The sequence below is a fragment of the Brevibacillus sp. LEMMJ03 genome (assembly GCF_007197875.1).
Classification (GTDB): Bacteria; Bacillota; Bacilli; order Brevibacillales; family Brevibacillaceae; genus Brevibacillus; species Brevibacillus thermoruber.
Genome location: NZ_VKJN01000085.1, coordinates 1 through 435, shown reverse-complemented (window position 1 = coordinate 435; position 435 = coordinate 1). Strand labels below are relative to the sequence as shown.

Here is a 435-nt window from a genome sequence, read left to right as displayed (position 1 = left end):
AAAGAAGGGCGCGGGCACTCGGTCCGAAAAGTGATAGACGAAGGACCGCAGTACAAACTCTACTCTGCAGTAACAGACACTGATTGCATTCGATACAGGGTGATTGAGGGCCAAGGTAAGGGCCGGGAGGGCAATATGACACGGGCAGCTTTTGCAGCCTGGGCGAAGGAAAGGGTGGATTAGGCCGGATACAGCCGGCCGGCCTGGCCGAACAACTCATAAACGTGGCGGAACTGCCTGATGGGGAGATTGGGGAAAACGAAGGCTACTTCGCCGGGGTTCAAATCCAACCGGTCATCCTGTTCGATCACAAACGGGATGTCAATGGAGGTCAGTGTCTCCCGTAGATAACCGGCCTCCTGCCAGGGGACCGCGTAATAGAACGACTTTTCCATACGATCACGCTCCTATGAGCGGAGCATACCACGATACAAG

General features: G+C 55.2%; 1 protein-coding gene. It reads right to left on the bottom strand.

Features of this window, described 5'->3' with window-relative positions; genetic code table 11:
- Positions 1–179 precede the first annotated feature (179 nt).
- On the bottom strand, positions 180–395 hold the full coding sequence (locus FOI68_RS22910; RefSeq protein WP_143864431.1) for a hypothetical protein: 216 nt from the start codon (positions 393–395) through the stop codon (positions 180–182).
- Between the last annotated feature and the right edge of the window lie 40 nt (positions 396–435).

What these genes read in the sequence shown, in the direction of transcription:
- FOI68_RS22910 (WP_143864431.1), bottom strand. Translation starts at nt 395, where the DNA reads ATGGAAAAGTCGTTCTATTACGCGGTCCCCTGGCAGGAGGCCGGTTAT.